The sequence below is a fragment of the Paraburkholderia haematera genome, assembly GCF_905220975.1.
GTDB classification, from domain to species: domain Bacteria; phylum Pseudomonadota; class Gammaproteobacteria; order Burkholderiales; family Burkholderiaceae; genus Paraburkholderia; species Paraburkholderia haematera.
On record NZ_CAJNBK010000009.1, the window covers coordinates 154,333 to 175,113 of the forward strand.

Below are 20,781 nucleotides of genomic sequence, written 5' to 3' on the forward strand. Positions count from 1 at the left end.
GCCACGCACGCACCTGTATCGCCACCAGCTACCCGAAATAAGGCCCGAGTCCTGCCATCCCATCCACGATCGGATCTGACGCGGTAACGAAAATCGGGAAAGATCGAGACGGCACGAATAGGAATGCTTATTTCGTGAAATCGTGGAACTGCCAGGTGACTGAACTCTGCCGGCCACCGTCACTCTTCATCTGCCTGAGCAGGACCACCGCACCATCAAACGCATCATCAGACCGATGATGGGGTTCAAGGATTGCCTCGCGTACTTTACTCCTGGACCTGACCCGTTAAAACCTAACGAGCTCGTAAGAAGAAAGGAGACCCATGCCCGCTTTTCCCCCTCCCGAACGGTCCGGTTTCCTGGCGTCATCTCTCACCAAAATTATGCTCCCTTCTTATAGAGCGCTTTCAACTGCGATAACTCTTCCATGAATTTATTCTTAAGTTCCTGCGGCCCTACGATTTTCAAATTTGAACCGTATTCCAGCAGCTTCCGCGTGCCGTGCTCGATGGATTCGATGGGCATCAAAAACTCTTTCCATCCCGATGGCACCTCCGCACTTCCTGCACCCTGCAAAACTGGAGCGGTTTTAATACGCGCGTTGACCAACCAATTCTCGCCGCGCGGCGACACGGCGATATGTGCCGTCAACCGATAAAGATCGGTCTCGTACCGGTTTATGGCATCACGCCAGTGCTTCGCCAGATCAAATCGGGCAGGACGCTTGAAACGGAGGCGGGAGGACTTGAGTTCACTAATATTCGCTAGCCGAAAGGTCAGTGCGCCGTGCTTGCCCACCACCCTGGCAATCAGGTACCAGGTACCTCCCTTGAGCACCAAACCGAGCGGCTCAAGTTCGCGGCGGGATAAACCGCGCCAACTCTCATACGTCACTTCGATACGGTACTGGCTCCACACGGCATTGGCGACTTCACGCAGAAATGACGGCGTTTCTTGCGCACGGTACCAATCCACAGTGTCAATGTGCAGTCGGCTGGCGACGCGATCAGCCTGCTCGCGCGAGTCCGGAGGCAGGCTGGCAATCATCTTTAGCCGCGCCGAGGCAGCCATGCCGTCCAGGCCGAGTTCTGTCGCAGGCCCGGGCAAACCTGCCAGAAACAGCGCGTGCGCTTCGTGCTCCGTGAGCCCTGTGAGATCGCTGCTCCAACCCTCGCGCAATTGAAATCCCCCATTGCGACCTCGATCCCCCCAGATCGGCACGCCAGCACTGGAGAGCTGATCGATATCGCGCAAGATCGTGCGCTCGGAAACCTCCAGTGCTTCGGCCAAAGCCGGTGCGGTCAACCGCCCGCGCGCTTGCAGCATCATCATGATCGACAAAAGGCGGCTGGCTTTCATAAATGGCACCTGACCTCAAATACATGACATAAGGTGTCATGTTAACGGATCTATTATCTGCCACACCCCTAATCTGCTGGATCGATGCGAAGGTCAGACATGGACGAGAGCACTCACGAAAGGCAACTCAAATAGCATTGTCGTTGCTGATCGATATCTAAGTGAACCCCGAAGGCGAGCAGGGTTGCGCCGCATTAAATCAAATGAGGAAAGACAAATGAAAATAATTTCCGGACCCCTGAGCATGTTCGGTGCCAAGGTCGAGATCGCGGCGCACGAGAAGGGCATCGACTTCGAACTGGTGATGGTTCCGTTTGACCAGCTACGCGGTTACGCCCCCAAACATCCCGATGTATTGCGCGTCAATCCGAAGCATCAGGTGCCGGTACTGATAGACGGCAACCTGGAGATTTTCGATTCCACGCAAATATTTGAGTATCTTGAAGACCTGAAGCCCAATCCCGCCTTATGGCCGGCGCATCCAGAGGCGCGCGCCAGGGCGCGTCAGCTCGAACACTGCAGCGATGAAATCTATTTTCCCCACGTTGTCCGACTGATGGGTCTTGAAGATGCGCCGGATGATCCTGCGGCGCAGACTGCGCGCAACGAAGCGCTGCAATATTATCGACGCATGGAACGCGTTCTTGCGAATCGGGAATTTCTGGCCGAGACCTATTCCTATGCCGACATTGCGTTTTACATGGCGCAGTTGTTCGGCGCGCGCAAGGGCGCGCCGATGACAGGAGAAACGCCCAACCTGCTGGCTTGGCGTGAACGGATGACCGCACGTCCTGCCGTGCGAAAAGTTGCCGGTGCTATGGCGGGATATCTTGCCTCGATTAGAAATGCGATCCCCGATTTTCTTCAAGGACTTAACTAGCAGCCTGTTGAAAAACCTCGTGCTACCGTCATCCGGGCACGAGCCGCGAGCAGGTGACGCCACTTTGAACGGCTTCCCGGATCGATCAGATGCCACGCCACGCGTGCGAGCGTGTCCAGTAGGGGGCGATGAGCGCCTCCCCTCCACACCTCGCCGACCAGCTACATCCCATGTATCAGGCCGTGCGCCAACACGCGCAGCTCTTGGAACTGTGTCGCCAACTCGAAACTGAGCACGAACGCGGCGCCATAAAACACGCCGGGATAGCGCTCGGCGAACGCCAGTATCGGTGCGGCGATGCGCGTGCGTATTGCCCTCGCGCTCATCACGGATGCGATGCCGATACCGAGTGCCGCACCGGCCAGCACGTCCGTCGGGTAGTGCACGCCGAGATAGATGCGCGGCAGGCCGATCAGCACCACGGCGTGCAATAGCGCGTAGATCCCCACGGGCCGCGAGGCGAGGAAAATGCCCATGGCGACCGCGCACCAGAGCATGGCGTGATCGCTCGGAAACGAACTCCACGTTCGCAGTACCGGCTCGTCCACGTTGGCCTCCGGAAAGAACGCACGCAACGCCGGTTCGTACATCGGCCTCAGGCGAAACGGCAGGTAGAGCGCAAGCAGGCGGCCAGCCGCCAGTGCGATGAGGCCGCTTGCGATGGCGATCACCACGAGCTCGCGACGGTGTCGCCGAGCGGCCTCGCCGTCAAGTCCTTCCGCACGTTCGGGCCTGAACCAGACCCACCACAGCAGTGCAACCAACACCACACCCTTGGGCAAGTACGCGTTCACGACCGCTTCGACTACATGGGTGAAGCCTGGGGAGGGAATGGCCACTTTACTTAGGGACGTGATGGCCCACGTATCGATGACGTTCATTTGTCTCTGCTCCCCTATATGCGGCAATTGACGTAACTTCATTGTTGGCCGCAGCTGTGGTCACAAGGCCGCATTGCCAGCATCGAAAGTGCCCGGCTAGGCGGCGAAGCGGTCGATGGCCGGTGACGACCATCATCGTATTGTCATGAACACGCGGTGAATACGCTAGCGCGTACTGTCCAGGCTAATTGTCTGATCCCTCGCTCAAGCCTCGTCCAGAAGCATTCACGCCAATCACCCGTTCGCGGTTGCCAACAACCGCTGTTATTGCTGCCGCCATATCCACCAGCATCGTCGTTTCCCGCCTCCGGGTTAACGTTAATTGGCATTCAAACGCCGGGGTTGATTCATTGGTGCAGCCATCGTCCGCCGACGCCGTCACGTCAATGAGGGCTCCGGCCGAGCCGCCGACAAACGCTTCCGGGAGCTCTCGCGCGTAGCGCGAAGAGCCACGTTGGCTGGGCGGCATGCCCCCGCTCTTCGTGTATAAAGGAGGAAGCCTGTACTACGGAAGCCCGCCGTGCCCGAAACCCCGCCGTCAACCACAAACTCAACCGCTGAAGGTCCGAACCCGTCCTCGCCGCGAATCATCAAGCCGTTGGCCATCGGCGGCGCAATCGTGCTGTTGCTCGGCATTTTGCTGCTGGTCTTCAACCCGTTCCACAAGAGCCCGGATGAACGGGCGCTGAGCGAACTGGGATTCATCAAAGGCACCTGCAACGACAGCGATGCGTCGACAGCCACGCCCGACTCGGGATGCCTGGCGTTGCGGGCGAAACCGACAATGACGGCATCTCAGGTCGCGGCCGCTTTGCCACATCTAAAGAATTCCGACCGCAAGATAGAACTGAATCTGGGAGGCACCCAGATCGATAACCTCGATTCGCTGAAGGAACTGGACGATCTGCAATCGCTTGACCTGACGGACACGCCCGTCTGGAACATCGACGCCCTGAAGGACATGCACTCGCTGAAAAGGCTCGTGCTCCATCGCACCGAAGTCGAAAATATCGCCGCGCTAAAAGGGCTGACCGGTCTGCAATCGCTGAATCTCTGGGATACCCGCGTCTCGAATCTCGACGCGCTCAAGAACCTGCGCGATTTGCGAGACCTCGACCTGCGGGATACACAGGTTCGCGATCTCAATCCGCTCGAAGATTTGCCTCATCTGGAAACGCTCAAACTCGGGGGCGCGAGGAACGTCCGGAACGTCGACGCGCTCAGCCAGCTCGCCTCCTTGCAGACGCTTGACCTCAACGAAACCCAGATCGACAGCATCAGTGAGTTGAAAAAGCTCAGCGGTCTGCAAGCGCTCTATCTGGCGAACACGCCGCTGCGAGACATCGACGCACTAAAAGGAATGACCTCGCTCAGGACGCTCGTGCTGGACGGCTCGAAGGTCGATGATATCGACGCGGCGCAGGGCATGCTCCAGCTGGACACGCTGGTGCTCGCGCGCACGCAAGTGACGAACATCGATGCATTGAAGGGGCTCACCCGTCTGCAAAGGCTCAATCTCGCCGACACCCGGGTCGAGAACATCGAGGCGCTGGCAGACCTGAAAACCCTGCGAATGCTCAATCTCTTTCGCACCAGGGTTCGAAACATCGATCCACTGCGAGGTTTGACCGGTTTGCAGGAGCTCTACCTGGCGAACACCCCTGTCGAAGACGTCGACGCGCTGAAAGGGCTCACTGGCCTGCGAGAGCTCGTTCTGTATGGCATCCAGGCCAGGAACGTCGACGATCTCAAAGCGGCGCTTCCAAAAACGCGAATCGTGTGGTGATCATTCGACGTTTTTTCAACCGGTGCGCCAGGTCAAACAGCGGTAGGAGACTCCGAGTGAGTGCCCGGATGGCAATAACCTGTCCGTAGGAAAGTCGATGAAGTCGACGGGAACGAAAGCCGTCAACCCCACACCGCTCCCACTTTGGCCCGTGCCAGGATATCGATTAGCCCCCGGCCCGCTTCGCGCTGTGGCCGTACTTTTTGAGCGCTTCGACAACCCGCTCGCAATGGTCGCCCTGCACTTCAATGACGCCATCCTTGACCGTTCCACCAGAACCGCAGGCCGTGCGCAACTGCTTGCCTAGCAGGGCCAAGGCGAGAGGATCAAGCGCAAGCCCCTTGACGACCGTCACGCTCTTCCCACCCCGGCCTTTGGTTTCACGCGTCACCCGCACCACGCCATCGCCTACCGGACGTGTCCTGGCAGCCGTCGTGCAGACACATTCCGCGAGTACCTGCCTGCATTCGGGACACATCCGCCCGCCGTCTGTGGAATAGACAAGGCCGCCTTTTGAACTACTCTTCATGATTGGCTTACTCAAAGACACTCAGGTCGGAAATCGGGACGAGTTTAGCAGGCAATTCCTAGCCGCTTCCTGCCGGGTCCGGTCTCACGCCGAACTTCCGCCGTCGAGCCTGGAGGGACAGTTCGCTATGGCCGGAAGCGGACGTTTTGTCGTTCGTCCCCGAGAGGCTCGGGCCATTGCTTTACGTCACGATTCGATCGGCATTCTTAACCGATCGAATCGCTAAACAGCGCACAAGGGTCGGGGACGTTATCTGAAGTCAGTCGGATGATATGAACACTGGCAGATGAATTTGCTAGCTGACGCCCTGAGCGGCGGCCGCGAGCGCTTTCATCGCCAGCATGTACGGGTACGGGCCATGGCTGATTCGTGCAACCCCGTTTTCCGCGAGTTCCGCGATGGAAGTCGTTTCTGCCAGACGCATGATGTTGACCGGGAGAGGTGATGCAGCCGTCAACTCGCGAATGAGCGCTGGTGATTGAAGGCCCGGCACGAAAAGACCGTCGGCCCCCGCTTTTGCATAAGCCCGTCCTCGCGCCAGCGCTTCCTCGACCATGCGGCTATCGTGCTCTTCCGGTGGACGCGTGAAGAATACGTCGGTACGTGCATTGATGAAATATTCACTCCCCGCGCGATCAGCCGCACTTCGCGCCGCGGCGATACGGGCGGCCGCGTCCTCGACAGCGCGCAAGGCACCCGCTGCGGGAAAGCTATCCTCGATGTTGCAACCGGTTGCCCCTGCTTCGATGCTAAGCGCGATCGTTTCGGCCACGTCCTCGAGTCTTTCTCCATAGCCACTTTCCAGGTCCACGGTGACCGGGAGGTCCGTTGCACGTGCGATCTTTGTGAGCACCTCCATGACCAGCGCCCGCGGCATTTTCTCTCCGTCGGAAAACCCATTGGCCATGGCCACTGACCAGCTTCCCGTAGCCAGCGCAACGGCGCCTGCCTTGGCCACGGTGGCGGCGCTGCCGGCGTCCCACACATTGAACAGGATCAGCGGATTTCCTGCGCGATGAAGCGATCGAAAATATGCACCCTTGTCATTGCTGCTCATGCTCGTCTCTCCTCGTCAATATCGGGCTGGACACTGCGCCAAAGGATACCGTCACCGTATCGAGCGCGGCGAGAAAATCCCGGGCATCGAAAATTTCTCCCAGACTTGCGACGCCACCTCCTGGCGCGGCCTTGCCGCTCAGCAGCCGCTCGGTCGCCTCCACGACGATCGGCGCACTGACCGCATAGATGTCGCGTCCCGTTGCCGTGACACGGCGCGTCGTTCCGCTCTGTACGATGACGACGTCCACAACGAATTGTTGGGCCGATCGTCCCTGCTCATCGTCAGGGCGGGGCGGTGGCGTATTCGGATCGCGAATGTCGCGCAGGGCCGAAAGAGCGAGCCAGGACTCGACGGTATCGACACGCAGATGACGCGAGACGGTGAGCACCTCCGTAAAGGGGAGCATCATCACGTCCACGTTGCCGAGCGGTGTCGGGAAAGACCACACGCCTTCGGGCGCCGGTTGCGGGACAGGCGCCAGTCGCCCCTCCGCCTGGATGAGCCGTCTTGCGCGATTGCGTTCGCCAGTCAGGCGCGTTCCACGCGTCGGATGCCAACTGTCGAGGCCAATGGCGATATCAACCCTGTCGAGCGGCTTATCTTTGTCTGCTACGGCCGTGACGAGCAAATCGGCAAGTCCGCCATAGAACGCCGCTGCGGGGATGAGCGTCACCCCCGCAGCGCGTGCGCTCGTATCACGTTGCTCGATCAGCGCCTGGAGCGCGGGCTGTTCCGCCGTGACGTCCAGATAAGGAATCTTGGCGCGCAACGCAGCATCGACGATCGGCAACGCCGTATCGAGAAAAGGGCCGGCGCAGTTAATGACGGCGTTCGTGCCGTGAAGCGCCGCGTCGAGTTGCTCCGGGTCGTCAATGTCAGCGACGCGCCATGGAGTCGAGTCACCGGCACTGCTTTGCCTCAAGCGCGCAGCATCGCGCCCTATCCGGACAACGCCGAGCCCGCGCCGCTTTAATTCCGCGACAACAAAGCTTCCCGTGTGGCCTGTGGCCCCGTACACCGCAACGGTCATTCGGTCGTTCATCCTTGTCTCCGATATATGATTGATTACGCTACAGACCTGTCTGTATTTGTAATACAGATCTGTAGCACCGTCAAGCTCTGAGTGCTATGCTTGGCAATAGTGTTTCGGCATAAGAAATTTTTGAGGTTGAGCCTGAATGAAGAAGGGAGAACAAGCGCACGGACTCGCACCTGATACGCGTGAGCGCATCCTGCGGACCGCCAGCGAACTTTTCTATCGAGAGGGCACGCGCGCGGTTGGCGTCGACCTTATCGTGGCGCGGGCGGGTGTCGCCAAGACGAGCCTTTATCGTCATTTCGGGACGAAAGATGACCTGATCGAAGCTTTTCTTCACCTTGAGGATGAAGACTTCTGGCGGCATTGGGATACGGTTGCCGCACGGCACAAGGGCGCGCCGCGTGAAGAACTGGATGCGCAACTCCGATGGATTGGCGAACGCATTGCGCGTCCGGGTTATCGCGGGTGCCCGCAGATCAACATCGCCGCGGAATATGCGGACGAGAACCACCCGGCCCGCAAGGTCGCGGTGGCGCACAAGCAAGAACTGCGACGGCGACTCGCGGATCTGGCGCGAGCCTTGCGCATCGAAGGGGCCGAGACTTTTGCTTTACGGCTGGGCACGGTCATCGACGGCGCACTCAGTAGTGGGCACGCGCTGCACGCAGAGGGGCCCGTACGGTTCCTGCAGGAACTGGCGCAAATACTGATCCCGAAAAAAACCAGGAAGTGATCCACACATCCTGTTGCGCAAAGCCGGCACCTCGTTTTCACTCGAAAGGGTCCGCGCATTCTGGCTGAAGCTGCGGTTGAGGCTCGTATGCGCGCGGCATCTCCGACTTCCTGTCGCATTGCGATCTACGTAATTTGTCTCGACTCCGGCACTTTAGGCGTTTGGAATGCATCGGGATATTCGTGACGAAACCAGTCTTTCACCTGATCGTGATTGAGTGCAAAGAATTCGCGCGATCGCGGTATCAGGACGAAACCGAAAGCGAGCAGACAGGTGGCGAGACCGAAACATGTATAGACCTTGCTCACTGCCCAATGCGTGAGCGCCGCACCTGCGATCATCGGTCCAAGAATCCCTGCAATCTGCGTAGTCATCATACTGGCAGCGAGAATGCGCACCCGGAAATTTTGCGGGATGGCCAATGAACGGTGAGTCGCGCCAACGAGCCCCATTGATGCATTGGCGAAACCCACACACGTAAGCGCCAATACGAGAACGATGGGTGAATGGGCCCAGCCCGAAGCAGCAAGTGCCAGTCCTTCGCACATAGCGGCCCCTACGCGGACATTGAATCGGCCGAACCGACTGACTAGTGCGTCAGAACCGCGAAAGCTGCCGAGTAGCAAACCGATAGATAAGGCCGCTTCGCAACCACCTAGCCAGAGGCCCGACAGCCCGAGTGATTGAACTTTGAGCGGGATCAGCATACCGACTGCAGGTCCCTGGAATATCCATACGAGGAAGTTGACAAGTGTCCAGCCGCGCTCCAACGGGACGATCCATTTAGCATGCAGTCCGGCGCGCAGGTCTTCCCACCAACGGGCTAACCCGCGATGGTGCTCGCGATGCTGAGACTGGGACGGAAGCTGCAAAGTCACATAGGCAGCGACGCCAAGCAGGATACCGTTCATCCAGAATGTTGCAGCGATACCTCCCAAGGCCAGAGTTGCGCCAGCCAATGCCGGTCCTAAAGCGCGGCCAGCCGCTTGCGTCGATTTACGAAGACGAAGCGCTTCTGCCAAACGATTCGCCGGAACAAGTTCAGCCGAAATGGTGGCGCTGGCCGGGTGGATGAAAGCTTTCGCTATAACGGTGACCACGCCTATGCAAATGATGAGCGTAAGCCGGTAGTCAGACAGCGAGGCGAGCGTAGCGAGGGTAAAGGCGACGACCATTAAGGCGCAGACACCCCATACAATCTGCGCGCTCTTTGCATATCGATCCCCAAGTGGCGAAAGCAGCGGCATTGCAAAAATCGTGGTGATGGCGATACTGACGCTGTACAGCGCAAGGTCATGTGCGCCGCCCTGATGAACGATCCACCAAGGGAGCGTGATATAGCCGACCATGTCCGCCAGGATCGTCAGAAGATCGCTGAGAAGCAGACTGGCAAGAGGTGGGGCGATTGCGTTTATGCGAGATTTGATTTCCCGAAACACCGCTTTCTCCGCTGTTGAGTTCGATGATGCTACCTCAACATTTTTCCCGTAGTTTAGGTGAACGTTTCCAGAAGCCAGCCCCTTGAACAGCGAATTGAAATCGTTGAGCGGCAGGTCTTCGTGATAGACAAGGATTGGCCGGTCCGGCCCGACCCGGGCGCGCATCGCGGCGATCGCCTGGTTTCTCCAGGCACACGCGCCAACAGGTGTTCAGTGAGCCGTATCCAATCGGAGTTGACTGCGGAAAGCCATGTCGTTCAATCGGAAACCGCGAAGCGGACGTTGGCTTTCCCAGCGTTAGGGTACCTAAACACGTGAGCCGGTCGGGAGGATGCAGACAAACCTGATCGGCGATTTATCGGACACACGATGTACCAGACCCTTTGTTAAACCTTCGTCCCCGAATAGGCGGCTTTCAGCGCGGCGACGTCGAGCTTCACCATTTTTAACATGGCGTCGGCAACGCGCCCGGCCTTTGACGGATCGGGGTCAGCCATCATCTCGATCTGATCGGTCGGAATGATCTGCCACGAGACGCCGAAGCGGTCCTTCAGCCAGCCACACGCCTCGGGCGAACCGCCACCCTCGAGAAGGGCGTTCCAATAGCGGTCAAGTTCTTCCTGATCGCCACAGTTGACCATAAGGGACACCGAGTGGTTGAACGGGTCGGCTCCCCCGGCGCTCATCGCAATGAATGGCTGCCCAAAGAGAACAAACTCCACGATCCTTGTAGAACCGGCACTCGGCACTGGAGTGACCCGAATAACACGTGAGTCTGGAAAAATATTCGCATAGAAAGCTGCGGCCTCCTCAGCTTGCTCGATGTACCAAAGAAAAGGGGTGATCTTTTGAATCGTCATGGCAAATCTCCTGTCAGTATTGGTTAATTGCGGAAGCAAGCCGCGTACCGTCACTAAAACGACGAAGGAATACCATCAAAATCGACGCAGCGAGAATTAAAGTTTCACTTTATTGACCCAGACGATGCAGCATGCCCCTTCTGCACCGAATTCTGCCGCGTCGGCAAGTTCGGCAGCAGCCAAACTCCGTAGCGTTAATGGATCAGCCCGCCATACAGTTGCTCTCCTGGCGGCGCATTGCAGGCGGCAGCGCAGCCAACCGCAAATACTCAACCCCCTCCGCGAGCGCAAGCGTCGATTGCCGCCCGTCGCGCATGCGAATACTGATCGTCCGATCGCGCTCATCGCGCGAACCCACCGCGACAAAAATCGGCACCTGCTTTTCACGTGCGTCGACGATCTTCTTTTCCAACCGCTCCGGCCGGCCGTCGAGCAGCGCCCTGATACCGGCCTCGTCAAGCGCCTGCATGACCGCTTGCGCATAGGCCGCGTTCGCGTCGCTGATCGTCGCGACCACGACCTGCTCGGGCGCGAGCCACACCGGTAGCCATCCTTCGTGATGTTCGAGCAGCATCGCGATGAAGCGCTCCATGCTGCCGAGCACCGCGTGATGAATCATCACTGGCCGCTCGCGTTCGTTGCGCTCGTTGACGAATTCCGCGTCGAGCCGCTCGGGCAGCACGAAGTCAAGCTGGATCGTGCCGCATTGCCAGCTGCGCTCACGGCTGTCCGTCAAATGGAACTCCAGTTTCGGGCCATAAAATGCGCCCTCTCCTGCGAGCACGTCGAATACGAGACCCGCTGCACGCGCCGCATTCGCCAGCGCCTCCTCCGCGCGATCCCACGTTTGATCGTTGCCCGCTCGCATCGCGGGCCGCGTGGCGAGCGCCACTTTGAAATCGGGGAAACCGAGGTCCGCATAGACGGCACGCAACAACGAACAGAAGCGGCCGACTTCGGCTTCGATATGCGCCTCCATGCAGAACACATGCGCATCGTCCTGCACGAACGCACGCGTACGCTTGAGCCCTTCAAGCGACCCCGACGGTTCGTCGCGATGACACGCGCCGAACTCGCTATAACGAACCGGCAACTCGCGATACGACCGCACGCGCTGGTTGAATACTTGCACATGACATGGGCAACTCATCGGCTTCAAACATAGCGCGCGCCCTTCTTCCGCGTCGGCCAGCGAATACATCGCCGCGCCGAATTTCTCCCAATGGCCGCTCTTCTCCCACAACGTGCGCGCCAGCAATTGCGGCGTACGGATCTCGCGAAAGCCTGCGCGCCGCATGCGGGCGCGAATGTAGTCTTCCAGCACGCGGTAAAGGTCCCAGCCGCGTGGGTGCCAGAAAACCATGCCGGCGCCCTCTTCCTGCTGATGAAAGAGATCGAGTTTGTTGCCCAGTACACGATGGTCGATTTCGTTCACGATGACACTCCGTTTGGTTTGATGTTGCCGAAAAAGCGGATCGATGCCGCAAACGGAGGTCCAGAAACGCCAAAGGCCCCGTCCGTTTCCGGCGGGGCCTTTGGTGGTCTGCCACAGCTTCCTGCTTCTAGCGTGCGCGACCTCCAGACGACCCGCCTGTGAAGGTGGTCGTCGTGGTGGTGACGGCAGCGAGGGGAATCGAGTGGAAGTCCATGGATCGACAGTAAACGATTTGACGAGGGCACGTCAATCGTAATCTCGACGAGCGCCGGCTTGCGCTGGCCGGCGATAGCAGGATAAACGGTACGATAGATGTTCGATCCGAAGCCCACGCATCTTCGCTAAACTTCGATCCACCATCCATCCGACCGAGCACTTCACCTTGACCATCCATATCCGCCCCGCGCACGCATCCGACGCCGCCTTGATTCTCCGCTTCATCACCGAACTCGCGGTGTACGAAAAGGCGGAGCGCGAAGTTGTGGCTACCGTCAAAGACATCGAAGCGAGCCTGTTCTCCGCTACGTCCACCGCGAAATCGTTGATCTGCGAAATGAACGGCGAGCCGATCGGCTTCTGCGTCTACTTCTTTTCCTATTCGACATGGCTCGGCAAACAGGGGCTTTATCTGGAGGACCTGTACATCTCGCCGGCATCGCGCGGCAGCGGCGCGGGCAAACAGATGCTGCGCCATCTCGCACAAATTGCATGTGAAACAGGCTGTGGGCGCTTCGAATGGAGCGTGCTCGACTGGAACGAGCCGGCAATCGGCTTCTACGAATCGATCGGCGCGAGCGCGCAAAGCGAATGGGTGCGCTATCGGTTGGCGGGTGATGCACTCACGGCCTTTGCCGATGGCAATACGTGAGACACGCTTGCCCCCGAACAGGAACATAGCTCGGTAATCTACGAGGCGCGCCTTGTTTATCTGCAGCAAGAACCGCGTACGCAGCCCTTGGCGGCAGACCTAGCGCGCGGCGCTAGCCCGTTATTCGCCCGCCCCGTTCACTACCGGGTCGACTTCAAACGCGTCGCCCGTGGCGAAGAATGTCCCACCTGCCACGTAATGGCACGTACGCAGGTCGGGGTCGTCGCCGAAATGCCAGCGGTTGTTCGAATACACGCGGCTGTCCGCATAGGCGGCAACCACTTCACCAATGATCAGATCGTGCCGCTGGCTATCGTCCGGAATCACCTTGCATTCCATCCACGTGATGCAGCCGGCCAGCATCGGCACATCGATTTCTTGTGCAGGAAAGATCTCGAGGTCGAAGGCGGAGAACTTGTCGAGTTCCGCACCCGCGTTCGTGCCCACCGCCAGCGTCTGCGCGGCAAATCCGCGGCTCGGCAATTGCAGGCCGAACACACCGCTCGCTTCGATCAGTTGCCGCGTGAGTGTGCGGCTGTCCACCACCACCACGACTTTCGGCGGGGTGAAATCGAGCGGCATCGCCCACGATGCGGCCATCACATTCGAGCGGCCGCCGTGCGCGCTGGTAATGATCGTGACGGGGCCATGATTCAGTAACTGCGTGGCGCGCGACAATGCGACGGGTTCCCGGGTGACTTTCATACGTTCTCTTCCGCGTCAAATGGATCAAACAGATTGTAGCGGGGACGCGCGAAGTGGGTCAGACGGCCCTCATGAACGACGCTCCGGCGCGCCGCGATGCGCCTGATCCAGGCTGAGCGAAGCTGAATGGCCGGTGGCGCTGCGCTTCGCGCAATCACTCGATCGTTACTGCCTCACACAATACCGGCGCGTATCCACATCCGCGTGCTATTTTCAGGCGAGAATGCAGAACCACGACCAACCGTTGGAGAGACCGTGCGCATCGTCTGCTTGCATACCGCCGAGAGCAACATCGCCCTGTTTGACGCGGCTGCCCGTGCCAAAGGATTCGAAGCGCTCGAACTGACCCATGTGGTCCGCGCGGATTTGCTCGCCGCCGCTGAGCAGGCCGGCGGCTTGACCGAGAGAATCGCGGCGCAAACCCGCGAGGTGCTCCTCGCACTGAGGGACAACGCACACGCCGTGTTGCTCAACTGTTCGACGCTCGGGCCCTCAGTGGACATCGCCCTCGCCGCCGCGGTCCACGCAGCCACACTTGCAGCCTGAAGCGGCATGTTCGCCGAATACATCGTCAAGTGGGATTTGTTGCCGGACGGCGAGCCGATTCGCACGCATAGCAGCCGTTTGTTGCCTGTGCGTCAGCACGGCGTCGCCGCAATGCTGAAAGTTGCGCAGGAACCCGAAGAGAAATTCGGCGCGCAGTTGATGGTGTGGTGGGACGGCGACGGCGCAGCCCGCGTGCTCGCCCGCGATGCTGACGCCCTGCTGCTGGAGCGCGCCGAAAGCAATCATGCGTTAGCGGACCAAGCCCGCGCGAACGACAGCGAGGCGGACGACCACGCCATCGACATCCTTTGCGCCGCCGTTGCACGACTCCACGCGCCACGAAACAAAACCCTGCCCGAACTGATCGGCTTACCGCGCTGGTTCCGGAGCCTCTGGCCCGCAGCCGGGCAATACGGCGGCTGGCTTGTCGAGAGTGCCACCGCAGCACAGGCGTTGCTTGCCGCACCACAAGACCTCGTGGTGCTGCACGGCGACATTCATCACGGCAACGTGCTCGATTTCGGCAAGCGCGGCTGGCTGGCGATCGACCCGAAAGGTCTGTACGGCGAACGCGGATTCGACTACGCGAACCTCTTCTGCAATCCGGACCCGGCGTCCGCGCTAGTGCCAGGACGATTCGAGCGTCGCGTCGAACGCGTGGCGCAAATCGCCGGAATCGACAGACGCCGTTTGCTGCAATGGATTCTCGCGTGGTCAGGTTTGTCCGCGGCGTGGATGCTTGAAACGGGCGAAACGCCGGACATCGATACAGACATCGGCAGAATGGCCGCCGAAGCGCTGAAGCGCTGAAACAGAAGTAACTGCTGGGAACTGAAAAGCAAACGTCCATCCTGGACACGGCCGCTTACACTTTGGCGCCGCACTGATCCTGTCAATCCCGATCGGCGAGCGGCATGGCCGGGCGGCAGCCGCCAGGCCGCCGCCCAGGCATTCCGTCTGTCAATGCGGTGCTTTGCCGTTGGGCATGGCGTCCAGCGGTTTGTGCTGTTCTTCGCCTAGTCCTGGGAAAAACGCATTCCATGCGGCGCGCACCCCTTGAGCCGCCGTGGCCTCCGCGCTAATCGATTCTGCCTCGCCGTCGGCCGCTTTCGACGGGTCGGCGGAGAGACCCCGCCAGTGCGTGAACACCAGCAACGGCTTTTCGGTCCACACGCCGTCGCCATATTTCGCAAAAGCCGTGTCGCCGCTCGTCAGTTGCACTTCGTACCAGCCCTCACGGACGGGTGTATGGGCAGCAAGCTCAAACCAGGCGGTCGGTTCGATTTCCTTCATGTCGTCTCCGTCAGATAGTTCGTCATCGATAACCACCACAAAGGCATGCTTCATGCCCGGGCCCGGTGGCGGCCCGGCAGGCGGGCGCTGCATTTCACACGATGTTGCAGGGCAGTGCGCTGGGCATGACCTGCGGGCGATCCGTCGACGTCGCGCACGTCGAAATCGCCGCGCATAAACGACACGATAGCGCGACATGGGCCGCGCGGACAAACGTAAAACTTATACGGCGCGCCGGGTGGCCGCCGCGCTTGCCGACCCGTTGCTCGACGCGCGCGTCAACTCGCTCACCAGTTCCGCCAATACGCCGACGGCGAGGGTCAGTTGCCCGGCTGGCGTGCTGCCATAGCCGATCACGAGGCCGTTCGTCTCCTCGCGATGCTGCAGCGCAAAACCCGACAGCGCCCGCGGATTGAGCCGCCTGGCAAGCGCGCGTTCGGCGAGGGTCCGATCGGAAATAGGGGACGGCAGACGAAGCGTCAGATGCATGCCGCAATTGCCGCCCAGAATCTGCGACGGCGCGAAATGCGCGGTGAGCGCATCGCGCAACGCCTGCTGGCGCTCCCGATACAAACGCCGCATGCGACCCAGATGCCGCCCGAATTCGCCGCTGTCGATGAAATGCGCCAGCGCCAGTTGCTCCAGTCGATGCCCGCCGCGCAGCATCTCCTGCAACGCCACCGCCGCGTGCGCGGCGATGGCGAGCGGCAGCACCACGAAGCCGATCCGCAGCGCCGGAAACATCGTCTTGCTGAACGAGCCCACGTACAGAACCGGCGCGTCCTCGACCAGCCCTTGCATGCTGGCGATCGGCTCGCCCGTATGGCGGAATTCGCCGTCGTAGTCGTCTTCGATCAGCCAGGCGCCGCAGCGGCGCGCCTGCGCAATCAGTTCCAGCCGGCGCGCCACCGAGAGCACCGCACCGGTCGGATACTGATGCGCGGGCGACGTATAAATCAACTTGGGAGGATGCGTGCGCCACGCGCGGGACGGCACCGCGATGCCTTCGGGATCGACCGGCATTGGCAGCATGGTCAAATCGCCCAGATTGAACGCCGCCTTGGCGCCGCGATAACCCGGATCTTCAACCCACGCAATGTCGCCCGGATTGGTGAACAGCCGCACGCACAGATTCAGCGCTTCCTGCGCGCCTTCGGTGATAACCACCTGCGAGCCCTCGCAGCGCACGCCCCGTGCCATTCGCAAATGCGCGGCGATCGCCTCTCGCAGTGCCGGCTCGCCCGCCGGGTTGCCGTAGCCAAGCGCGAGCGGCAAAGCGTGCTCCATCGAACGTTCCAGCGCGCGCCGCCAGGCGGCCAGTGGAAAATGGTCCAGCGCGGGCGTGCCCGGTGTCAGCGGCAAGGTATTGTCGACATGGGTCCGTGTCGGCGCGAATTGCGCTACGCGCGCCGCGTAGGCGATCTCCGATGCGGCCGGCAATGTCTGCGGTTCACCGCGCGCGGCCGGACTGGAAAGCGGACTTACGCGCGTGCCTTTTTTGTCGGCCACCACATAGCCGACCGCGGCCAGATGCTCGTACGCAATCACCACGGTATTGCGCGACACGCCCATCTCCGCCGCCAGCAAGCGCGACGACGGCAGCAGCGACCCCGCCGGCAAACGCCCTGTGAGGATCGCCTGCTGCAAACGCTCGATCAGTTGTTTTTGCAGCGACACGGACTTTTCCCCGCCACCCGCGACGGTCGCGGCGCCCGGGTTGGCGAGCGGACCAATGATCTCGATCATCTCGTCTGGACCTATCAAATACTGTTTGGCTGGATCTTTTTAACATACCACGTTTGCCGTATCGTTCTCCATAGGCAACCCTCACCCACTATCGACAGGAGAGCAGACATGGAACCCGGACGTAACGCTTTCGAGCAGCCTATCGGCGCGCCCGTGCCGGACTGGAAAGGCGCTCAGGCGCCCGGCCGCGAGCCGCTGGTGGGCCAATACTGCCGGATCGAACCGGTGGACGTCGAACGCCATGCGGCGGACCTGTACGAGGCCTACAGCTCGGCGCCCGATGGCCGCGACTGGACCTATCTGGCGGTCGGACCGTTCGAGAGCCTTGCCGCGTATCGCGAGCATCTGACGCGCATGGCCGCGTCGCCCGATCCGCTGCACTACGCGGTGATCGATCTGGCGACCGGCAAGGCAGTCGGCACGCTCGCGCTGATGCGCATCGACCGCGGGAACGGCGTGATCGAAGTCGGGCACGTCACCTTTTCGCCGCGCCTGAAGCGCACGCGCATTGCCACCGAAGCGATGTTCCTGCTAATGAGCCACGTGTTCGACGACCTCGGCTATCGCCGCTTCGAATGGAAGTGCGATTCGCTGAATGGCCCCTCGCGCACGGCGGCGTTGCGCTATGGCTTTACGTTCGAGGGGATCTTCCGGCAGGCGATCGTGTATCGCGGACGCAATCGCGATACCGCGTGGTTTTCGATCGTCGACAGCGAATGGCCCGCGCTGCGTCCGAGCTATGTGCGCTGGCTTGACGCCGGCAATTTCGATGCACAGGGTAAGCAGGTCGCACGGCTGGTGGACCTGATCGCGCGGCAGCGAGCGGCGGCGAGTGAAGGCGAGTGAAGGCAAGTGACGGCAGGTGACGGCAGACTAAGCGGTCATTCAGACAACGCCCGCCGGTCGCCGCAGCACGATAGTCGGATCGCCCTTGTACGTCGTGCGAAGTCGCTCACGGTAACCGCATTTGTGCGCGACGCGTAGTGATGGCTGGTTTTCCGGCGCGATGATGCAGGCGGTCTCACCACCGGGCCAATGCGTATCGGCCCAGGCGAGTGCGGCACGCACGGCTTCGGTTGCGTAGCCGCGATTGTGCACGGCGGGGTCGAGTGCCCAGCCAATTTCAGGTGTGCCCATCAAGGAAGGCTCGATCTCGCGGTGGTAGTCGGCAAAGCCGACTTCCCCCAGGAACCGGCCGCCGTCCTTTTCCCGCACCACCCAATAGCCATATCCCAGCATCGCCCAATGCCCGGCGTAGCGCAGCAGGCGCGCCCAGACTTCTTCGCGCGTGAACGGCTTGCCGCCGATGTAGCGGATCACTTCGGGATCGGACCACATTGCATAGCTCTCGAGGAAATCGTCGCGCGTGTGCGGGCGCATGATCAGACGGTCGGTGGTGAGGAGCGTGGGGCGGGTGGACATAGGCGGGCTGGGGTTGGCGTGGGCGCTTTGGCGTTAGGAAGCGTTGAAGAGTGCCTGGCATGATCGCAGATTTTTTGCGCGCCGGGTTTGCTGCGAAAATCCTGGCGACGCGCGCGCCGCGCCGCAAACGCTGGTGTTCTACCTCGGCCGCTCGACAAGGGCGCGCGAAGATCATCGCAGCGCTGAAAGCTATGAGAAACGTTGGCGCGAACGCCCTATCCTCGCCGCCTATATCCGATTGATGACACTCGTCTGGGGCCTGGGCATGACCGGGGAGAACCTCTTGCGCAGCCTGATTGGCGAATTCATGAAGCCGCCCCTCACGCCGTTGCGCCCGTCACTTAGACTACGCTCATCGGCTGCACGACGCAGCGCAAGACAGGACCGGAGTGGCATGCAATGAAAGCGATTCAGTTCAAGACTTTTGGCAAACCCGACGTGCTCGAATACGTCGATCTGCCGACACCCCAGGCTGACGCCGACAGCGTTGTCGTGCAGATCAAGGCGGCCTCGGTGAATCCGAGCGACGTCAAGAACGTGTCCGGCCATTTCGAACACACGGTCCTGCCACGCACGCCAGGCCGCGACTTCAGCGGTATCGTGGTGGACGGCCCGCCGGCATGGCTTGGCGCCGAAGTCTGGGGTACCGGCGGCGACATCGGCTTCACACGCGACGGCACGCACGCCGGGTTCATCAAGATTCCGCTCGCCGCCCTATCGCGCAAGCCGACCATGCTCAGTCATGCGGAGGCCGCCGCGATCGGCGTGAACTTCGTGGTCGCGTGGCTCGGCACCGTCGAGTATGCACACCTGCAAGCGGGTGAAACGATTGCCGTGATTGGCGCGGGCGGCGGCGTCGGCGGCGCGGTAGTGCAGATCGCGAAAGCGCGCGGCGCTCGCGTGATCGCGGTCGACCGTCATCTGCTTGGCGCCGGAACGCCCGCGGGCCGGCTGATCGACGACTACGTTCCGCTCGACGAAAACGCGACCGGGCGCGTGAAGGCGCTAACTGGCGGCGCCGGCACCGACGTGGTGTACGACACGGTCGGCGGCGTGGCGTTCGGAACCGCACTGAGTCTCGTCAAGCGCCGCGGCCGGGTGCTGGAAATCAGCGCCACGGGTCAACGCCGCGTGGAGTTCGACCTGATCGATTTCTATCACAACGAGACGCAACTGCTCGGCGTGGACAGCGCCAAATTGGGCGTCGCCGAATCGGCGTCATTCATGACAGCGCTGGCGGAAGGCTTCGAAAGCGGCAAGCTGCAAGGGCCGGCCATCGCGCAGGAATTCCCGCTCGAACGAGCACGCGAAGCCTACGAGGCGGTGGCCACCGGCACGCGCGGCCGGGTCGTCATCACGATGTCATGACTAACGCGACCGGCGGGCGTGGCGGCCCGCCGGCATTCATCCACGCCTCTCATTGACACCCGTTCGCGCCGAACCCTTTTTCCATCACCGGGCGCCTCACGCTAAGATTGAGTCCGCCGGGCCGGCCCGAAGCGCGTGCCGCGCCGCCAGCGCATGTGCCCCGCCCTGCGCGCCGCCCGGAGATCACAAGATAAGTTTCGCTCGGAGAATCAGATGCCTGAAGAATATGAAGTGCATGGTCCGCACGACCATGCGGTCGAACACGCCGGCCACCACGACGCGGATCCCTTTGCGAGCCGCATGGCCGTGATGACGGCGATCCTCGCGACTATCGGCGCACTGTGTGCCTACCAGAGCGGCAACAGCGAAAATCTGGCGCTGTACTACAAGAACGAAGCCGCCATTAAAAAGACCGAAGCGTCGAATCAATGGAACTACTACCAGGCCAAGGGCGAGAAAGAGAATCTCGCTGAACTTGGCGCGGCGCTATCGCTCGGCAATGCCGACGCGCATGCGAAGTTCGTCGCCGACGTCGACAAGTACAAGCAGCAGAAAGAGCCGATCCGCGCAAAGGCCGAAGCAATCGAAAAGGAAGTCGTGGACAACGACGCTAAAAGTGAAGCGCTGCTGCACGGTCATCATCGCTGGGCGCAGGCCACGACCTTGATTCAGGTATCGATCGCCCTGTGCGCGATCACGTTGCTGACCCGCAAGAATTGGCTGCGCAATCTGTCGTTCGGCATTGCGGCAGCGGGTGTGATCACTGCCGCCGTCGCGTTCTTTTCGGCTTGATGGAGCAAGACTTCGCGACCAACATCGCGAAGCCGATGGC

Annotated in this window: 22 protein-coding genes; 9 read left to right on the top strand and 13 right to left on the bottom strand. The window is 60.8% G+C overall.

Translation table 11 applies throughout. From position 1 onward, the window contains the following. Positions 1 to 381: 381 nt before the first annotated feature. Positions 382 to 1,359 carry a helix-turn-helix transcriptional regulator gene (locus KHO23_RS17990; RefSeq protein WP_211612569.1) on the bottom strand — a complete coding sequence of 326 codons (978 nt, stop codon included), beginning with the start codon at positions 1,357 to 1,359 and terminating at the stop codon, positions 382 to 384. A gap of 217 nt (positions 1,360 to 1,576) precedes the next feature. On the opposite strand from KHO23_RS17990, the gene KHO23_RS17995 reads away from it, so the two are divergent. Then, complete coding sequence (locus KHO23_RS17995; protein ID WP_211612570.1) at positions 1,577 to 2,239, top strand: glutathione S-transferase family protein; 663 nt, start codon at positions 1,577 to 1,579, stop codon at positions 2,237 to 2,239. Positions 2,240 to 2,400: 161 nt separating this feature from the next. Here KHO23_RS17995 and KHO23_RS18000 read toward each other — a convergent pair whose 3' ends face one another. After that, entirely contained in the window at positions 2,401 to 3,120 is a 720-nt protein-coding gene (locus KHO23_RS18000; RefSeq protein WP_211612571.1) for a phosphatase PAP2 family protein, read from the bottom strand. A gap of 184 nt (positions 3,121 to 3,304) precedes the next feature. Continuing rightward, positions 3,305 to 3,589: a hypothetical protein gene (locus KHO23_RS18005; protein ID WP_211612572.1), complete on the bottom strand. Its 285-nt coding sequence runs from the start codon at positions 3,587 to 3,589 to the stop codon at positions 3,305 to 3,307. A 129-nt stretch (positions 3,590 to 3,718) separates the two neighbouring features. Between KHO23_RS18005 and KHO23_RS18010 the strand changes: the two genes are divergently transcribed. Then, on the top strand, positions 3,719 to 4,906 hold the full coding sequence (locus KHO23_RS18010; RefSeq protein ID WP_236066900.1) for a leucine-rich repeat domain-containing protein: 1,188 nt from the start codon (positions 3,719 to 3,721) through the stop codon (positions 4,904 to 4,906). Positions 4,907 to 5,072: 166 nt separating this feature from the next. Here the strand turns inward: KHO23_RS18010 and KHO23_RS18015 are convergent, their stop codons facing one another. From KHO23_RS18015 to KHO23_RS18025, 3 genes are all read right to left on the bottom strand, one after another. Next, a complete protein-coding gene (locus KHO23_RS18015) occupies positions 5,073 to 5,435 on the bottom strand; it encodes a translation initiation factor Sui1 (protein WP_211612574.1) in 363 nt (120 codons plus the stop codon). Between the two features lie 295 nt (positions 5,436 to 5,730). Continuing rightward, positions 5,731 to 6,492, bottom strand: coding sequence for an isocitrate lyase/PEP mutase family protein (locus tag KHO23_RS18020; protein ID WP_211612575.1), 762 nt, complete (start codon positions 6,490 to 6,492; stop codon positions 5,731 to 5,733). Beyond that, positions 6,479 to 7,525 carry a saccharopine dehydrogenase family protein gene (locus KHO23_RS18025; protein WP_236066901.1) on the bottom strand — a complete coding sequence of 349 codons (1,047 nt, stop codon included), beginning with the start codon at positions 7,523 to 7,525 and terminating at the stop codon, positions 6,479 to 6,481. The genes KHO23_RS18020 and KHO23_RS18025 overlap by 14 nt, the downstream gene beginning before the upstream one ends. A 148-nt stretch (positions 7,526 to 7,673) precedes the next feature. Here KHO23_RS18025 and KHO23_RS18030 point away from each other — a divergent pair, with 148 nt between their 5' ends. Beyond that, positions 7,674 to 8,267, top strand: coding sequence for a TetR/AcrR family transcriptional regulator (locus KHO23_RS18030; RefSeq protein WP_211612577.1), 594 nt, complete (start codon positions 7,674 to 7,676; stop codon positions 8,265 to 8,267). Positions 8,268 to 8,392: 125 nt separating this feature from the next. Here the strand turns inward: KHO23_RS18030 and KHO23_RS18035 are convergent, their stop codons facing one another. The 3 genes from KHO23_RS18035 to thrS form a co-directional block, all read right to left on the bottom strand. Beyond that, entirely contained in the window at positions 8,393 to 9,871 is a 1,479-nt protein-coding gene (locus tag KHO23_RS18035) for an MFS transporter (RefSeq protein ID WP_236066902.1), read from the bottom strand. A 221-nt stretch (positions 9,872 to 10,092) separates the two neighbouring features. Continuing rightward, entirely contained in the window at positions 10,093 to 10,566 is a 474-nt protein-coding gene (locus KHO23_RS18045) for a VOC family protein (protein ID WP_211612578.1), read from the bottom strand. A gap of 202 nt (positions 10,567 to 10,768) precedes the next feature. Continuing rightward, on the bottom strand, positions 10,769 to 12,190 hold the full coding sequence (gene thrS / locus KHO23_RS18050) for a threonine--tRNA ligase (protein ID WP_328821987.1): 1,422 nt from the start codon (positions 12,188 to 12,190) through the stop codon (positions 10,769 to 10,771). Positions 12,191 to 12,383: 193 nt separating this feature from the next. On the opposite strand from thrS, the gene KHO23_RS18055 reads away from it, so the two are divergent. Further along, on the top strand, positions 12,384 to 12,869 hold the full coding sequence (locus tag KHO23_RS18055; RefSeq protein ID WP_211612579.1) for a GNAT family N-acetyltransferase: 486 nt from the start codon (positions 12,384 to 12,386) through the stop codon (positions 12,867 to 12,869). 120 nt (positions 12,870 to 12,989) lie between these two features. Here the strand turns inward: KHO23_RS18055 and KHO23_RS18060 are convergent, their stop codons facing one another. Further along, positions 12,990 to 13,574: a flavin reductase family protein gene (locus tag KHO23_RS18060; protein WP_211612580.1), complete on the bottom strand. Its 585-nt coding sequence runs from the start codon at positions 13,572 to 13,574 to the stop codon at positions 12,990 to 12,992. Between the two features lie 255 nt (positions 13,575 to 13,829). On the opposite strand from KHO23_RS18060, the gene KHO23_RS18065 reads away from it, so the two are divergent. Both KHO23_RS18065 and KHO23_RS18070 read left to right on the top strand, forming a co-directional pair. After that, complete coding sequence (locus KHO23_RS18065) at positions 13,830 to 14,120, top strand: hypothetical protein (protein WP_211612581.1); 291 nt, start codon at positions 13,830 to 13,832, stop codon at positions 14,118 to 14,120. 6 nt (positions 14,121 to 14,126) lie between these two features. Continuing rightward, positions 14,127 to 14,930 carry an aminoglycoside phosphotransferase family protein gene (locus KHO23_RS18070; protein WP_211612582.1) on the top strand — a complete coding sequence of 268 codons (804 nt, stop codon included), beginning with the start codon at positions 14,127 to 14,129 and terminating at the stop codon, positions 14,928 to 14,930. A 150-nt stretch (positions 14,931 to 15,080) separates the two neighbouring features. Here KHO23_RS18070 and KHO23_RS18075 read toward each other — a convergent pair whose 3' ends face one another. Then, the gene (locus tag KHO23_RS18075; protein ID WP_211612583.1) at positions 15,081 to 15,413 is read right to left on the bottom strand and encodes a hypothetical protein; all 333 of its coding nucleotides are present in this window, start codon (positions 15,411 to 15,413) and stop codon (positions 15,081 to 15,083) included. Positions 15,414 to 15,635: 222 nt separating this feature from the next. Next, positions 15,636 to 17,159, bottom strand: coding sequence for a MocR-like pyridoxine biosynthesis transcription factor PdxR (gene pdxR, locus KHO23_RS18080; protein ID WP_211612584.1), 1,524 nt, complete (start codon positions 17,157 to 17,159; stop codon positions 15,636 to 15,638). A gap of 108 nt (positions 17,160 to 17,267) precedes the next feature. On the opposite strand from pdxR, the gene KHO23_RS18085 reads away from it, so the two are divergent. Next, positions 17,268 to 18,005 (top strand): GNAT family N-acetyltransferase, encoded by a 738-nt coding sequence (locus KHO23_RS18085; protein WP_211612585.1) that lies wholly within the window; start codon positions 17,268 to 17,270, stop codon positions 18,003 to 18,005. Between the two features lie 39 nt (positions 18,006 to 18,044). Here the strand turns inward: KHO23_RS18085 and KHO23_RS18090 are convergent, their stop codons facing one another. Continuing rightward, a complete protein-coding gene (locus tag KHO23_RS18090) occupies positions 18,045 to 18,581 on the bottom strand; it encodes a GNAT family N-acetyltransferase (protein ID WP_211612586.1) in 537 nt (178 codons plus the stop codon). A gap of 399 nt (positions 18,582 to 18,980) precedes the next feature. Between KHO23_RS18090 and KHO23_RS18095 the strand changes: the two genes are divergently transcribed. Together KHO23_RS18095 and KHO23_RS18100 are read left to right on the top strand one after the other, a co-directional pair. After that, a complete protein-coding gene (locus KHO23_RS18095; protein WP_211612587.1) occupies positions 18,981 to 19,949 on the top strand; it encodes a quinone oxidoreductase family protein in 969 nt (322 codons plus the stop codon). A gap of 213 nt (positions 19,950 to 20,162) precedes the next feature. Next, entirely contained in the window at positions 20,163 to 20,741 is a 579-nt protein-coding gene (locus KHO23_RS18100) for a DUF4337 domain-containing protein (protein WP_211612588.1), read from the top strand. The last annotated feature ends 40 nt before the right edge of the window (positions 20,742 to 20,781 follow it).